We start from the raw sequence: 14,926 nt of genomic DNA, 5'->3' as shown, positions 1-14,926 counted from the left end.
GCGCTGTTTTTAAGCAGCTGCCGGGTGCCCTTACGTAGAAAGAAGGTAGGTCTCTTGAGTACACATAACTATATGATCGGCGTCGATATCGGAACAACAAGCACCAAAGCGGTCCTTTTCAAGGAGAACGGTGAGGTCGTTGCCAAGGCCGGCGGCGAATATCCGCTGCTTACACCGACTCCCTCTACGGCCGAACAAGACCCGGAACAAATCTTTCAAACCGTCATCGCCTCGGTTCAAGGCGTCATGACGCAGAGCGGGATCGATCCGGCTCAAGTGCTGTTCGTATCCTTTAGCGCAGCCATGCACAGCGTCATTGCCGTGGACAGCCAAGGCACCCCGCTGACCCGCTGCATTACCTGGGCGGATAACCGCAGTGCAGCCTGGTCGGCGAAGCTCAAAAAGGAACTTGGCGGCATGGAGCTATACCTTAGAACCGGAACTCCGATACATCCCATGTCACCCGTAACCAAGCTGATGTGGATGCGGCATGAGCTGCCCTCCCTCTTTTCGCAAGCAGCCAAATTCATTTCGATCAAAGAATACGTTTATTTCAAGCTGTTCGGCCAATATGTCGTTGACCATTCCATTGCTTCCAGCACCGGGATGATGAACCTCGAGGCGTTGGCATGGGATCCGCAGGCGCTGGAGCTCGCCGGCATCACCGAGGACCATTTGTCGACCATCGTCCCTACTACTCATATCATGGAGGGCTTAAAAAGCGAGTATGCCGCAGCCATGGGGCTCTCCGTCTCCACGCCGTTCGTGCTCGGCGCTGCCGACGGAGTTCTGTCGAACCTGGGCGTGAACGCCATCCAGCCGGGCGTCGTTGCAGCCACGATCGGTACGAGCGGCGCCATCCGTACGGTCGTCGACAAGCCGATGACCGATCCGAAAGGACGTATTTTCTGCTATGCATTGACGGAGAAGCATTGGGTCATCGGCGGGGCGGTCAATAACGGGGGCATGATTTTCCGCTGGGTTCGCGATGAATTTGCCGCCTCCGAGATCGAAACGGCCAAGCGTCTGGGGATCAATCCCTATGATGTGCTGACCAAAATCGCGGACCGTATTCCGCCCGGCTCGAACGGACTCCTGTTTCACCCGTACCTGACGGGAGAACGCGCGCCGTTATGGGATCCGAATGCCCGCGGCTCGTTCTTTGGCTTAACGCTCAATCATAAAAAAGAGCATATGATCCGCTCCGTGCTGGAGGGCGTGATCTTTAATATGTATACCGTTCTGCTGGCGATGGAGGAACAAATCGGCCGGCTGGCCAAAATTCATGCCACCGGCGGTTTCGCCCGTTCACCGATCTGGCGTCAGATGATGGCGGATATTTTTGACCAGCAGGTGATCGTTCCGGAAAGCTACGAGAGCTCTTGCCTTGGCGCAGTGGTCCTTGGACTGTACGCGACAGGCAGAGTGGAGTCGCTCGATATCGTCGAGACGATGGTCGGCGGCACCCATGAACACCAGCCAGTAAAAGAAAGCGCCGATATTTATAAAGCGCTGCTGCCGATTTTCATCCGCATTTCCCGGAAGCTGGAGGAAGATTATGAAGCGATTACCGAATTCCAGCGCAGATTCGAGAACGCGTAAGCTTACTATAGTAAGAAAAACACCGTTCGACGTACCTTCTCCTAAAACAGCAGGCATCCGATGTTGTTTTCTTCGGTAATAGTCAGGTAGGCGATGCTTCGAAGTTCTAAACATTCGTATATCTTAAAGAAAAGCCCGTTTTCGCTGGATCCGATCCATGACGAAAACGGGCTTTTTTTGTCATAATGCATGCGCAAAAAATATCCACAGCGAGAATCCCATACCGAAAATCCCCCCTGCCTTGCACATAAAGAAGTAGAAATCGCTGGGCTCCGGATTATCATACAGCCAATTTGATGGCGAAATATGAAACATAAACCGCTGGAAAGGCTCATATTTGAAGAAGCACCAGTTCATGATCCCTAACCCGAGCGCCAACAAAAAGAATCCTATGCTGCCATTCGGGTCATGAAACCGCTCGTCAGCAGCCTTGGCCAGCTCCGTGGGGAAATAGCGGGGCTCATCCGGATCGGATCGATAAACTTGGCCGCTGCCGTCCATGAACCTCATGCCGGGTATCACCATCTCCCCCTTCTCGTCGTATGCAAGAAAGCTCCGGTCTCCAAACGGTTCCACTCGGTAGACTTTCCCGTCAGGATAGATCACTTCATAGGACGCCGAATGTCCCGATCCGTTACCATATGCCCGTATTTCATATATTTCGCCGGCAATCTCGACCCTTTTCCCCTCTTCATCGGCATGGACATAGATTGGCTCCCCGCGGCCAAATGATCCTCTATACTCGACGGTCCCGTTCCCCGAATCGGCATATTTCGCGTACTTTATGTCTTCCATATGAAACACTTTCTTCGAATAATAGCTCTGAGCCCATACTGCCATCAGAACCAATAGGGCCGCCAGTGCAAGCAGCACCCCTATTTTTCTCCAGCTCATGCCCTTCCCTTCGGTCCGCATCCATGGTTCCCCCGTCCATTTTTCCTTATAGTACGGTCGTTCGCAAAGAAGGTTGCACTGGAACAGCCAATAAACAGATGCTTTTAGACTTCTGCGCACACTGCGCGGGTGCGGTCCGAGCCATTCATGGACGGTCGCCGACCATTCGACGCCATAAGCGTTCTGAATCTATCATTTGAGATCGACTAGAGAGCCATTATTAAGTTGAGTCACAAAAAAAGCCCTCGAAGGAAACTCGGAGATTCCGTTTGAGGACTTTGGATGACTATCCACAGCCATTTTTCACCTTTGGTCGATTGTGCGACTGCTAGAACATTCAACCAGAAGTTATGAACAGATGGTGAGAGAAGAAAATTCTGCTTGCCAATCGGACAAGCTGTGAATAATTTTTCGCGCTTTGAGGCCAATGATGTCGAATGCCGAACAGATTATAAACAATATATAGTGGTGTGAATAATAATTATGCACAACGTATTGAATTTGTGGATAAATTAGCGACATACATTGAAAATAAGGCCTTCTTTTGCTATGATGATATTACTTTTGGTTGTGAATATGTGAATGAAGCTATAATATTATCAACAGGCTGTGGATAAAGTTGTGAACAATTTCAATTTATCCATATTTTTTTGTTTCCACAGGAGTTAGTTCTGGGGATAATTAGACATCATTCATTTTCTTTCGACAATTCCACACATGGCTCTAGCCACATTTGGAAGATTTAAAGGAGTGACAGTTTTGGAAAGCCATACTTCCGAATTATGGCAAGAAATATTATCGATCATACAAACCAAGCTGAGCAAACCGAGTTTTGACACTTGGTTTAAAGCTACCAAAGCATTGACCATTAACGATCACTCCGTCGTCATTTCCGCGCCGACAACGTTTGCTGTGGAATGGCTGGAGAGCCGATACACCAAGCTGGTTAGTGCAACCGTGCTGGAGGTGGTGGGCAAGCAGGTCGACGTTCGCTTCGTGATCGAAGAGACGAAGGCACACGAACCTGCTCCGCAGCAGCCCTCGCCGCCGCTTGAAATATCCGGTGAAGAAATTCAGTCCCATATGCTGAATCCGAAGTACACGTTTGACACGTTTGTCATCGGTTCGGGCAACCGGTTCGCACATGCTGCCTCGCTCGCCGTTGCCGAAGCTCCGGCTAAGGCGTATAACCCGTTATTCCTATATGGTGGAGTAGGTCTTGGAAAAACGCACTTGATGCATGCCATCGGCCACTACATTTTGGAGCACAATCCCAGCAGCAAAGTCGTGTACATTTCCTCCGAGAAATTCACCAACGAGTTCATCAACTCCATTCGGGACAACCGCGCAGAAAGCTTCCGCAACAAGTACCGCAACGTTGATATTCTGCTCATTGACGATATCCAGTTCTTGGCCGGGAAAGAATCGACGCAGGAGGAATTTTTCCATACGTTTAACGCCCTGCATGAAGAGCGGAAGCAGATTATCATATCCAGTGACCGTCCCCCCAAGGAGATCCCGACGCTGGAAGAACGGCTCCGTTCCCGCTTCGAATGGGGATTGATCACCGACATTCAACCGCCGGATCTGGAGACGCGGATCGCCATCCTTCGCAAGAAGGCCAAGGCCGAGAATCTGGATATTCCGAACGAAGCCATGATGTATATCGCCAATCAGATCGATACGAACATTCGTGAGCTTGAAGGTGCCCTTATCCGTGTCGTCGCTTATTCCTCCCTGACCAATCAGGACGTTACAACGCATCTGGCAGCCGAAGCCCTGAAGGATATCATCCCGTCCAGCCGGCCGAGAATGATTACGATTCAGGATATCCAACAAAAGGTCGGCGAGTATTACAACCTGAGACTGGAAGACTTCAAAGCCCGCAAACGGACCAAAGCCGTCGCGTTTCCGCGGCAAATTGCCATGTACTTGTCCCGCGAATTAACCGACTATTCCCTTCCCAAGATCGGAGAGGCATTCGGAGGCCGGGATCATACCACTGTCATTCATGCCCATGAGAAGATTACCCAATCTCTGAAAACGGACCAGGAGCTTTTCAAAGTGGTCAATAACATTACGGAGAAAATCAAAAATCCAACCTGAACAAGTTCAAAGCCTATGCACAATCTATACACATGTGGATAGGCTTAATTTTATGCCTTTTACGAGGCTTATCCACATATTCAGTGTCCCTATTACTATTACTAATAATAATTAATAAATAAATTAACCATAAAGAGGGGAATCCCTTTGGCTTTCGCCAAGAGAAAAACCCCCTCTCATTTTTCCGTAAGGAGTGAACTTGATGAAAATCAGCATATTAAAAAATGTATTAAACGAATCCATTCAACACGTATCGAAGGCGATCTCCAGCCGAACCACGATCCCGATCCTCAGCGGCATTAAACTGGATGTCACGTATTCGGGCGTCACGCTAACAGCCAGCGATACGGATATTTCCATTCAATCGTTTATTCCTGCGGAGGATGAGAAGCATACCATCGTTCAGGTAGAGCAGCCTGGCAGCGTTGTGCTGCCAGCCAAATTCTTCGTTGAAATCATCAAGAAACTGCCTTCCCAGGAAATTCAGATGGAGGTCAAAGAAAACTTCCAGACCTTTATTTCTTCGGGGGCCACGGAAATCCAGATGGTCGGCTTGGATCCGGAGGAATTCCCGGTATTGCCTAATATCGAGGGCAGCCAAACCGTTTCTTTGCCAGGGGATCTGTTGAAAAACATGATCAAACAAACGGTATTCTCCATTTCCACACATGAAACCACGCCTATTTTGACGGGTGTATTATGGAGTCTGAACGACAATGAGCTGAAATTTACGGCCACGGACCGTCACAGACTGGCTACTCGCTCCGCCCATCTTGAGGGAGCTGACGGCATTTCGTTCAACAATGTCGTGATTGCGGGCAAAACGCTGAATGAGCTGAGCAAAATCATTCCGGACCAAAATACGCTGGTTGATATCGTTGTCGCGGATAATCAGGTATTATTTAAAATTGACCGTGTTCTGTTCTATTCCCGTATATTGGACGGCATTTATCCCGATACTTCTAGAATTATTCCAACCTCGCATAAAACAGAACTGGTTTTGGACACAAAAAAATTAAGCGAGTCGATCGACCGTGCCTACCTGCTCTCCAAAGAGGAGAAAACGAACATTGTTCTTCTCCAAACGATGGAGCATGGCGGCATCGAAATCTCTTCCAGCTCCTCCGAGCTTGGTAAAGTTCGCGAAGAATTGGACCTTATCGATTTCAAAGGGGAGCCGCTGCGCATCTCGTTCAACTCGAAATACATGCTGGACGTGCTCAAGGTGGTTGAAAGCGAACAGCTGATGATTGCTTTCATGGGCGTCATGAGCCCGATCATCCTGAAGCCGCTCGACGACAGCAAGAGCCAATATATTATTCTGCCATACCGTACGGCCAATTAAAGTTATCCCCATGTTGATAGGGATGAAAGGACGAAGTCATGAAACAAATATTTATCCACAGTGAATATATCAAGCTGGATCAGTTCTTGAAGCTATCCGATTGCGTATCCACAGGTGGGATGGCGAAGGCGCTGCTCGCGGAAGGGGCAGTTCTGGTCAACGACGAGAAGGAAGAGCGGCGCGGACGCAAACTGGTTCCCGGCGACATCGTCAAGGTAGAGGATTGCGGGACGTTTCAGGTGGCAGCACAATAGATAGCCTCCCGCAGCCGCTTTGGCGCTAAGCGCGGAAGACGAGGGAGAGGATTAGCTTGTTTGTCAAAAATGTCAGCTTGCAGCATTACCGAAATTACGAGAAGCTGCAGCTTGAGGCATTTGGCGATGTCAATTTGATCATCGGACGCAATGCCCAAGGAAAGACGAATTTGATGGAGGCGCTCTTCGTGCTTGCTTTAACGAAGAGCCATCGTACCTCCAAGGATCGCGAATTGATCGGGTTCGAGCAGTCCAGTGCCCATATATCTGCCGAGATTGACCGCAAGTACGGCACTTTGAGGCTGGAGCTGAGCTTGTCTCAGCAGGGGAAGAAGGCAAAAATCAACGGGCTTGAGCAGCGGAAGCTTAGCGATTTCATTGGCTCGCTCAATGTCGTGATGTTTGCGCCCGAGGATCTGGAGATTGTCAAAGGCACGCCGGGGGTCCGCCGCCGGTTTCTTGACATGGAAATCGGGCAGGTGGCCCCCAGCTACCTGTTTCATCTGCAGCAATACCAGAAGGTGCTCGTGCAGCGCAACAATCTGCTGAAGCAATTGTGGGGGAAGGGCAGCGCCGAGCAGGCGATGCTTGAAATTTGGAACAGCCAATTGGCAGAACATGGTGTTAAAATCGTCAAGAAGAGGAAACAATTTATAAAAAAGCTGCAAAAGTGGGCGGAAAGCATCCATCAGGGGATCACCAACGGCCTGGAAGACCTCTCTTTGCACTACCTTCCATCCTTTGCTGACGCGGAGGAAGAAGATGAAGCTGTCTTATTTGAGACATTTATGATAAAATTATCACAAATGAAAGAGCAAGAAATACGGCGCGGTATGACATTGGCAGGTCCTCATCGAGATGATCTGGCTTTTTATATTAATGGCAAAGAAGTCCAAACGTATGGATCTCAAGGTCAGCAGCGGACGACGGCGCTATCTTTGAAACTGGCTGAAATCGAGCTGATACAGGAAGAGATCGGTGAATATCCGGTGCTGCTTCTGGATGATGTGCTTTCTGAATTGGATCCGTACCGGCAGACACAATTGATCGAGACATTCCAGAGCAAAGTGCAGACATTCATCACGGCGACGGGCATTGAGAGTTTGAATACCGACAAATTGAAGGGTGCCAGCATTTTTCATGTCCATGACGGACAGGTGGGCTCTTAAGGAGTGATTCCATATGTATATTCATTTGGGCGGAGAGAAGATCATCCGTTCGTCAGAGCTGGTTGGGATATTCGATATCTCGATAGAGAAATCCTCGAAAATCTCCAAGCAGTTCGTCACGCATGCCCAGCAGCATAAAGTCGTGGAGTTGATTGGCGAAGAGGATCCGAAATCCATCGTGGTGACGAAATCGATCGTCTATTACTCTCCGATTTCCTCTGCAACACTTAAGAAACGAGCGAATCATTTTATAGCTCAGGCATAACAGAATCTGTAGAAGTAGGTGAAGGCATGTCTATGAATCAACCGACATATGATGAGAATCAGATTCAGGTACTGGAAGGATTGGAAGCCGTTCGTAAACGGCCGGGTATGTATATCGGATCTACCAGTGCCAAGGGTTTGCATCATTTGGTATGGGAAGTTGTGGACAATAGTATTGACGAAGCGATGGCGGGAATATGCGACCATATCGAAATCATTGTCCATGAGGATAACAGCATAACCGTTATCGATAACGGTCGCGGCATTCCGGTCGGCGAGAACGCCAAGCTGAAGAAGTCGACGCTGGAAGTGGTTATGACCGTCCTTCATGCCGGAGGTAAATTTGGCGGCGGCGGATATAAAGTATCCGGCGGTCTGCATGGTGTCGGCGTTTCGGTCGTGAATGCTCTGTCTTCGAAAGTCGTGGTTCAGGTCAAACGTGACGGGCACATCTACCAGCAGGAATATCATCGCGGCGTACCCCAATATGACATCAAAATCATCGGGGATTCCGACGATCACGGGACTACGGTAACCTTCCTGCCGGATCCGGAGATTTTTACGGAAACGACGGTCTATGACTATACAACTCTCCTGACGCGGATCCGTGAGCTGGCGTTCCTGAACAAGGGCATCGCGCTTACGCTGACGGACGAACGTACCGGGGCCTCCGACTACTTCAAGTACGAGGGCGGTATTATCGAATACGTCAAATTCCTGAATGAGAAGAAGGAAGCTCTGCACGAAGACCCGATCTATGTGGAGGGTTCCCGGGATAACATTCAGGTGGAAGTGTCGCTTCAGTATAACGACAGCTATACCGAGAATATTTATTCTTTTGCCAATAATATCAACACGCACGAAGGCGGAACGCATGAATCCGGCTTTAAGAGCGCGCTCACTCGGATCATCAATGACTATGCCCGCAAAACGGGATTGATCAAAGACAATAACAACAACTTGTCGGGTGACGACGTGCGCGAAGGATTGACGGCGATCATTTCGGTCAAAGTGCCGGAGCCGCAATTCGAAGGACAAACGAAGACCAAGCTCGGCAACAGTGAAGTGCGCGGGATCGTGGAATCCTTGTTCGCGGAGAAGCTGCAGGAGTTCCTGCAGGAGAACCCGGCGGTTTCCCGCCGGATCCTGGAGAAGGCGCTCCAAGCATCGCGTGCCCGCGAAGCGGCGCGTAAAGCCCGCGAGATGACGCGCCGGAAGAGCGCCCTTGAAGTCAGCGCATTGCCGGGTAAACTGGCGGACTGCTCCTCCAAGGACGCTTCCATCAGTGAGCTGTACATCGTCGAAGGTGACTCTGCCGGCGGTTCCGCCAAGCAGGGGCGCGATCGGCATTTCCAGGCGATTTTGCCGCTGCGTGGTAAAATCCTCAACGTGGAAAAGGCGCGGCTTGACCGCATCCTGTCCAATGCGGAGATCAGAGCCATCATTACGGCTCTGGGCACGGGGATTGCGGAGGATTTCGATCTCTCCAAAGCCCGTTACCACAAAATCATTATCATGACCGATGCCGACGTCGACGGTGCGCATATTCGTACCTTGCTGCTGACGTTCTTCTACCGTTACATGCGTAAGCTGGTGGAAGCGGGTTATATCTACATTGCCCAACCGCCGCTCTTCAAGATCGAGCGCAACAAGGTGATCCGGTATGCCGGCAGTGAGAGAGAACGCGACGAGATCATCAAGGAATTCGGCGAGAACGTCAAAATCAACGTACAGCGTTACAAAGGTCTCGGTGAGATGAACGCCGGCCAGCTGTGGGAGACGACGATGGATCCCGAGAGCCGTACGATGCTCCAGGTGACGATCGAGGATGCGATCTTGGCCGATACATTGTTTGATACCCTGATGGGCGATAACGTGGAGCCGCGCCGGGATTTCATTCAGGAGCATGCGAAGTCGGTCCGGAATTTGGACGTATAAAGTACTGCAAGCTAAAGAGGGGTATCCCCAAGGTCTGTAAAGGCCTCAGGGGAATACCCCTTTTTTCGTTAATAACGGGCACAGGCCGCGAGTCGTTGCATAACAGGACCCAACCGATTCAGAGAGACTTGCTAACCGGTTTTTTTGGTTTTCTTCTTGCTGGATAAGTTGCGTCCGTAGGCATTGGCGTATTTTTCTACCTGTTTGTAGATGCTGGGATCCTTGAAGAATTTCTTGAACGGGAACAGGGCAGGTTTGGTATTAACCTCCAGGATCCAAATGTTCCAGCGATCGTCAATCGCAACATCCAGGCCGATTTCTTTCAGGTTCGGATACGTTTTTTGCAGCTGCGAAGCGACGTTCACTCCAAGCGTATTCAGTTCTCTGCGGATATTCCCTGCTTCTTCAGCCGTCATATGCTCGAGCATTAGCGGTTTGTAGTGATGAACCACGCCGCCGCTGTGATGGTTGGTAATGATTTTATTTTTGGCCGCGACCCGGCCAATTATTCCTGTGCTCACCCACTGACCGGAAGGACTCTTCTGGGTAAGTACACGAAGATCAAAGGGACGGTCCTTATGACGGAGCAGGTGGATGCCTTGCTGAACCAGATAATCCTTGCCTTGAAACAAGGCGCTTAATGTTTTATGGAGACTCTCCAGAGAGGTAAATACTTCGGTTTTATGGTCGTAACGAAGCATGTAGGAAGCATCCGTTGTTTCATCAGTATCCGCGGTTTGGGAATGGAGCTGTTCGACCGACATCACGCCGATGCCGTAGGTCCCCCGGTCAGGCTTGATATACACAAGCGCATGCGTATTCAGCATGTCTTCAAGCGTCTCCAATGAATATAGGCGGGTAGCCGGAACATAAGAGGCGAGGCCTTTGTTTTTCAACAGTATTTTCGTTTTCGCCCACTTGCTTGCAACGCGTTGGATAGTCAAACATCTTCATCCTTTCTTAGCTGTATGATTGGAGTGACAGGATTTTGCCTGTCTCGTAAACAAACTCGTGTGATCGGTTGATTTAAAAGAGTGTGGCTGCCTCTGACAAGAGAGGGGATGCCCGGAAAACATAGGACAAGTATGACAAACAGTGGTATAATATAAAGATGTGATGATTCGAAAAGTCCTTTGCAATGCATTGTATGTGAAAAGGGGCACGGAGGACAGGGCGTATATCCCGGTTTCCGGGCAAAAATCATGCTTTCACTTGATCCATCCCGTGTTTAATTGTGCGATGTTTGTGAAAGTAATATAATAAAGGTTAGTGCGTTTCTAGGTTTCTGATCACTATTCTGCTTTTTTCACATAGATCAAGGCATGGTTGATAGGAAAATGAAGGAGGTCCAGCATGGCGGAAGAAAATTTCTCCCAAATCAAAGATCGGGACATTGGTACCGAGATGCGCGAGTCCTTTATGGATTACGCGATGAGCATCATTGTCAGCCGGGCTTTGCCGGATGTACGGGACGGAATGAAGCCAGTACACCGTCGTATTCTGTATGCGATGTCCGAACTTGGAATGGCTCCGGATAAACCGCATAAGAAATCGGCAAGAATCGTAGGCGAAGTTATTGGTAAGTACCATCCTCATGGTGATTCCGCAGTTTATGAATCCATGGTCCGGATGGCGCAGGACTTCTCCATGCGTTACATGCTTGTTGATGGGCACGGGAACTTCGGTTCCATCGACGGCGATATGGCAGCGGCTATGCGGTATACCGAGGCTCGTTTATCGAAGATTGCCATGGAAATGCTGCGTGATATTAATAAAGAGACGATAGACTTTGCTCCGAACTATGACGGCGAGGAGCAGGAGCCGGTGGTTCTTCCTGCGCGTTATCCTAACTTGCTGGTAAACGGCGTGTCGGGGATCGCGGTAGGGATGGCTACCAATATTCCGCCTCACAATCTTGGAGAAGTCATCGATGGTGTACAGGCGATGATTCGTAACCCTGACATCACGCCGATGGAGCTGATGGAATACATTCAAGGACCGGATTTCCCGACAGCGGGTTATATTCTGGGACGCGAAGGCATTCGCCAGGCTTATCGTACGGGCCGCGGTTCCGTTACGATGCGGGCGAAGGCGACGATCGAAGAGAATAATAACAAGGCGCGCATTGTCGTTCATGAGATTCCTTATCAAGTGAACAAGGCCCGTCTGGTTGAGAAAATTGCGGAATTGGTTCGCGAAAAACGAATTGACGGCATTACGGATCTGCGCGATGAATCGGATCGTAACGGCATGCGGATTGTTATTGAGCTGCGCCGGGACGTCAACCCGAATGTCGTTTTGAATAACCTGTACAAGCATACGGCCATGCAGTCGAATTTCGGCATTAATATGCTGGCCATCGTGAACAACGAACCGAAGATCTTGAACCTGCGCGACGTGCTGTTCCACTATTTGGAGCATCAGGTCACCGTTATCCGCCGCCGGACGGAGTTCGAACTTAAGAAGGCGGAGGCCCGCGCTCATATTCTCGAAGGTTTGCGTGTCGCACTGGATCATCTCGATGAGGTCATTGCCCTCATTCGCGCTTCCCAAACCACAGAGGCTGCCCGCGAGGGCTTGATGGAGCGTTTCGGTCTCAGTCATGAGCAGGCACAGGCCATTCTGGATATGCGCCTGCAGCGCTTGACCGGACTCGAACGGGAGAAGATCGAGAACGAATATCAGGAATTGCTTGCCAGAATCGCGGAACTCCGTGAAATCTTGGCTAATGAGCATCTTGTGCTTCAGATCATCAATGATGAGCTGCAAGAGATTAAGGAACGCTTCGCGGATGAACGCCGCACCGAAATTACGGTCGGGGAAGACAGCATCCTGGACGAGGATCTGATTCCGCGCGAAGAAGTGATCATCACCATTACGCATACGGGTTACATCAAGCGTCTGCCTGCGAACACCTATCGCAGCCAGAAGCGGGGCGGACGCGGCGTTGTGGGGATGGATACGAAGAGCGAGGACTTTGTCGAGCATCTCTTCGTCACGAATTCCCACCATTACCTGATGTTCTTTACGGACAAAGGGAAGGCGTACCGGTTAAAAGCCTATGAAATTCCAGAGCTGAGCCGTACCGCCCGCGGAACGCCGATCATCAACCTGATTCAAATTGAACAGGGCGAATCGATCAATGCCGTGATTCCGGTGGAGAACTTTGACAGCGATAATTACCTGTTCTTTGCAACGCGCCAGGGTGTCGTTAAGAAAACCCCGCTTGAGGATTATGTGAATATCCGCAAGGGCGGTCTGATTGCGATTAATCTGCGCGAGGACGATTCCCTAATCGAGGTGAAGCTGACGGACGGTCAGCAAGAAATCATTATGGGAACGGCGCAAGGAATGTCCATCCGCTTCAAGGAGAGCGATGTTCGCTCGATGGGAAGAAGCGCGACCGGGGTGAAAGGGATCACGCTGGACGACAATGATGAAGTCATTGGCATGGACGTAGTAGACCAGGAGCTTGATATCCTCATTGTAACGACCAAAGGTTACGGCAAGCGGACGCCTGCAAGCGACTACCGCAGCCAGACCCGTGGCGGTAAAGGGATCAAGACCATCAATATTACGGAGAAGAATGGACCGGTTGTGGCACTGAAGGTCGTGAAATCGGAAGAAGACCTCATGATCATTACGGCAAGCGGCACCATCATCCGTACGAGCATGGAGGGCATCTCCACCATGGGCCGCTATGCTCAAGGCGTGAAGCTGATCAACATCCGCGAGGACGATGCCGTAGGTACCGTCTGCCGTGCGGATAAGAGCGATGAGCCGGATGCCGACGAAGAGGGAGAAGTAGGCCAAGACGGCGCAGAACCAATCGAGCCGGCCGAGCCGACCGAAGAATAACGAAGAAGCTTGGCATGGATGCAGATTTGCATCCATGCTCTTTTTTTGTTTTATCGGATTACAAATTCAGGGAATTGGTATTGTACAGGCTGCGGAAGACGAACTATAATATGTATATTATAAGGTGAAGTTAGCTGCCATGACGCAGCTTATTAGATGGAGAGGGTTGATCATGACGATCAAAGCCGTAAATGAAGTAGTGGCCGGAGTAAAGCTGGCTAAAGATGTACATACGCCTCTGGGGGGACTGTTGCTTCAAAAAGGCAAGGTATTGCTTCCCCGGGATCTGGAAGTGTTGAAGGCCTTCATGGTGGACCATGTTACCGTAGAGTCCGTTGAAGCGGAGAGCACAAGAATACCGACCGTAAAATCCGCAGGGCAAAAGCCTTCGCTGATCTTTACGGGGAATCAACAGGGCAATGGGAACGAAGAAGCGCCTGCCCGAAAAGATCTGGCCTTGCATGAGGAATATGACAAGACCATGACCTTGGTCAAAAACTGTTATCAATCCGCAATAACAGGCGAGCTTCGAATGTATGAAGTTCGTAATCAGATGGAAAACTTATTGAAGCACCAGCATGAGTATCACATTCTTAAATTTATTCCACGCATGACGAATCGCCATGATTACCGGTATCACAGTGCTGTGCTTTGCGCCCTTTCCTCCTATAAGCTGGCACAATGGGTGGGGCTTCCGCAGAAAGATTGGATGCAGGTCGCTTTTGCAGGGTTGCTGCATGATATCGGAAATGCCAAGATTGATCCCATTGTGTTGAATAAACCTTCCAAGCTAACCGAAGAAGAGAACGAGGAAGTACGTCAGCATACGACCTATGGTTATCAGATTCTCAAGAATGTGGCGGCAGTGAATGAAGGAGTACGGCTCGCAGCTCTTCAGCATCATGAAAAAGTGGATGGCTCTGGATATCCGCTCCGCCTTGAGGGGAACAAGATTCATATCTATGCCAAGATCGTCGCCGTTACGGATATCTTTCATGCAATGACATTGGATAAGTTCTATCGGAATGCCCAGTCGCCCTATGTTGTGCTGGAACAAATCCAGCTGGAAGCCTTCGGCAAGCTGGACCCCAAGATCGTCCAGACGTTTATTCAAAAGGTAACGGCCCTCCATTCAGGCACTTGCGTGCGCCTGAGCAATGGGACTTCGGGAGAGATTGTTTTTACCGATAGCCAGCATCCAACCAGACCGATGGTATCCGTTCAGGGAGAGATCATTAACCTGATGCAACAGCGGCAGCTCTATATAGAAGAAGTCATTTACTGATTTATTTAAAAAAGGGTTGACCTACATAGAAATGCTGTGGTATATTATTTTTTGCCGCTTCTGAGCGGGAATATATATCGCAGCTTTCAATGAATTAAAAGTTTTTCAAAAAAAAGCTTGCTAAGTAACTGAGAATGTGATATATTATAAGAGTTGCTGATGCGAACGAGATTCGCTAACGACGAAGAAGTTGATCTTTGAAAACTGAACA

General features: G+C 49.8%; 11 protein-coding genes. 9 read left to right on the top strand and 2 right to left on the bottom strand.

Features of this window, described 5'->3' with window-relative positions; all coding sequences use genetic code 11:
- Nucleotides 1–72: 72 nt before the first annotated feature.
- The gene (gene gntK, locus JNUCC32_RS25105) at nt 73–1,602 is read left to right on the top strand and encodes a gluconokinase (protein WP_430623472.1); all 1,530 of its coding nucleotides are present in this window, start codon (nt 73–75) and stop codon (nt 1,600–1,602) included.
- Between the two features lie 180 nt (nt 1,603–1,782).
- Here the strand turns inward: gntK and JNUCC32_RS25100 are convergent, their stop codons facing one another.
- Nucleotides 1,783–2,517 carry a DUF6199 family natural product biosynthesis protein gene (locus JNUCC32_RS25100; protein ID WP_192570153.1) on the bottom strand — a complete coding sequence of 245 codons (735 nt, stop codon included), beginning with the start codon at nt 2,515–2,517 and terminating at the stop codon, nt 1,783–1,785.
- 738 nt (nt 2,518–3,255) lie between these two features.
- On the opposite strand from JNUCC32_RS25100, the gene dnaA reads away from it, so the two are divergent.
- The 6 genes from dnaA to gyrB all read left to right on the top strand — a co-directional run bounded on the left by dnaA (nt 3,256) and on the right by gyrB (nt 9,572).
- A complete protein-coding gene (dnaA, locus tag JNUCC32_RS25095; protein WP_009591521.1) occupies nt 3,256–4,602 on the top strand; it encodes a chromosomal replication initiator protein DnaA in 1,347 nt (448 codons plus the stop codon).
- 202 nt (nt 4,603–4,804) lie between these two features.
- Nucleotides 4,805–5,947, top strand: coding sequence for a DNA polymerase III subunit beta (gene dnaN, locus JNUCC32_RS25090; RefSeq protein ID WP_012818292.1), 1,143 nt, complete (start codon nt 4,805–4,807; stop codon nt 5,945–5,947).
- A 38-nt stretch (nt 5,948–5,985) separates the two neighbouring features.
- Nucleotides 5,986–6,201, top strand: a complete 216-nt coding sequence (gene yaaA, locus JNUCC32_RS25085; RefSeq protein ID WP_009591516.1) for a S4 domain-containing protein YaaA — start codon at nt 5,986–5,988, stop codon at nt 6,199–6,201.
- Nucleotides 6,202–6,257: 56 nt separating this feature from the next.
- Nucleotides 6,258–7,370: a DNA replication/repair protein RecF gene (recF, locus tag JNUCC32_RS25080; RefSeq protein ID WP_009591496.1), complete on the top strand. Its 1,113-nt coding sequence runs from the start codon at nt 6,258–6,260 to the stop codon at nt 7,368–7,370.
- Between the two features lie 13 nt (nt 7,371–7,383).
- Complete coding sequence (remB, locus tag JNUCC32_RS25075) at nt 7,384–7,635, top strand: extracellular matrix regulator RemB (RefSeq protein WP_012818294.1); 252 nt, start codon at nt 7,384–7,386, stop codon at nt 7,633–7,635.
- Between the two features lie 26 nt (nt 7,636–7,661).
- A complete protein-coding gene (gene gyrB, locus JNUCC32_RS25070; RefSeq protein WP_096777277.1) occupies nt 7,662–9,572 on the top strand; it encodes a DNA topoisomerase (ATP-hydrolyzing) subunit B in 1,911 nt (636 codons plus the stop codon).
- A gap of 131 nt (nt 9,573–9,703) precedes the next feature.
- Here the strand turns inward: gyrB and JNUCC32_RS25065 are convergent, their stop codons facing one another.
- Nucleotides 9,704–10,516, bottom strand: coding sequence for a YheC/YheD family protein (locus JNUCC32_RS25065; RefSeq protein ID WP_096777278.1), 813 nt, complete (start codon nt 10,514–10,516; stop codon nt 9,704–9,706).
- A 409-nt stretch (nt 10,517–10,925) separates the two neighbouring features.
- Between JNUCC32_RS25065 and gyrA the strand changes: the two genes are divergently transcribed.
- Nucleotides 10,926–13,430, top strand: a complete 2,505-nt coding sequence (gene gyrA / locus JNUCC32_RS25060; RefSeq protein WP_012818297.1) for a DNA gyrase subunit A — start codon at nt 10,926–10,928, stop codon at nt 13,428–13,430.
- Between the two features lie 172 nt (nt 13,431–13,602).
- Nucleotides 13,603–14,715 carry an HD-GYP domain-containing protein gene (locus JNUCC32_RS25055; RefSeq protein WP_009591541.1) on the top strand — a complete coding sequence of 371 codons (1,113 nt, stop codon included), beginning with the start codon at nt 13,603–13,605 and terminating at the stop codon, nt 14,713–14,715.
- Nucleotides 14,716–14,926: the final 211 nt, after the last annotated feature.

The sequence above is a fragment of the Paenibacillus sp. JNUCC32 genome (assembly GCF_014863545.1).
In the GTDB taxonomy this organism is placed as follows: Bacteria; Bacillota; Bacilli; order Paenibacillales; family Paenibacillaceae; genus Paenibacillus_AQ; species Paenibacillus_AQ lautus_A.
This window is presented reverse-complemented; position numbering and strand designations above follow the sequence as displayed.

Coding starts and splice junctions, on each gene's coding strand:
- gntK (WP_430623472.1), top strand. CDS start 73: ATGATCGGCGTCGATATCGGAACAACAAGCACCAAAGCGGTCCTTTTC.
- JNUCC32_RS25100 (WP_192570153.1), bottom strand. CDS start 2,517: ATGCGGACCGAAGGGAAGGGCATGAGCTGGAGAAAAATAGGGGTGCTG.
- dnaN (WP_012818292.1), top strand. CDS start 4,805: ATGAAAATCAGCATATTAAAAAATGTATTAAACGAATCCATTCAACAC.
- yaaA (WP_009591516.1), top strand. CDS start 5,986: ATGAAACAAATATTTATCCACAGTGAATATATCAAGCTGGATCAGTTC.
- remB (WP_012818294.1), top strand. CDS start 7,384: ATGTATATTCATTTGGGCGGAGAGAAGATCATCCGTTCGTCAGAGCTG.
- gyrB (WP_096777277.1), top strand. CDS start 7,662: ATGTCTATGAATCAACCGACATATGATGAGAATCAGATTCAGGTACTG.
- gyrA (WP_012818297.1), top strand. CDS start 10,926: ATGGCGGAAGAAAATTTCTCCCAAATCAAAGATCGGGACATTGGTACC.
- JNUCC32_RS25055 (WP_009591541.1), top strand. CDS start 13,603: ATGACGATCAAAGCCGTAAATGAAGTAGTGGCCGGAGTAAAGCTGGCT.